A 398-nucleotide genomic window follows, 5' to 3' on the forward strand; every position below is an offset into this window, starting at 1 on the left:
GTCGTGCACAGCGGGCAGAACGCCGCCGACCCCGCTGTGGGCCGCGAAGGCCCGACGTGGCTGTATCGCGGTCAGCCGCTGCCGCATCTGTGGGAAGGCAACCGCACCGCGACCTGGGCGCCGTTTGACGAAGGCCCTGCGCCGCATCGGCATGAACGCGCCATCCGCACCGCGCTGCAGGATGCAGACGCGGTGGCGCGCGCGCGCATTCGCATCGAACGTGCGCGGGGGCCGGTGCTGCTGCTTTCCGCCACCGATGACGGCTCGTGGCCTTCGAGCGACTACTCGCGCATGGTGACGACCAAACTGGCCGAGGTACGCCACCCCTACCCCGTCCAACATTTCGATTACGAAGGCGCGGGTCACGCCATCGTCTTTCCGTATGTGCCGACCACGCA

1 protein-coding gene is annotated in these 398 nt (G+C 68.6%); it reads left to right on the forward strand.

The features are described 5' to 3' along the window. The coding region (locus FL311_RS43790; RefSeq protein WP_228557500.1) for an acyl-CoA thioester hydrolase/BAAT C-terminal domain-containing protein at nt 1-398 on the forward strand (398 nt) is incomplete at both ends.

This window comes from Myxococcus sp. AB025B (assembly GCF_006518215.1).
Lineage (GTDB): Bacteria > Myxococcota > Myxococcia > Myxococcales > Myxococcaceae > Myxococcus > Myxococcus fulvus.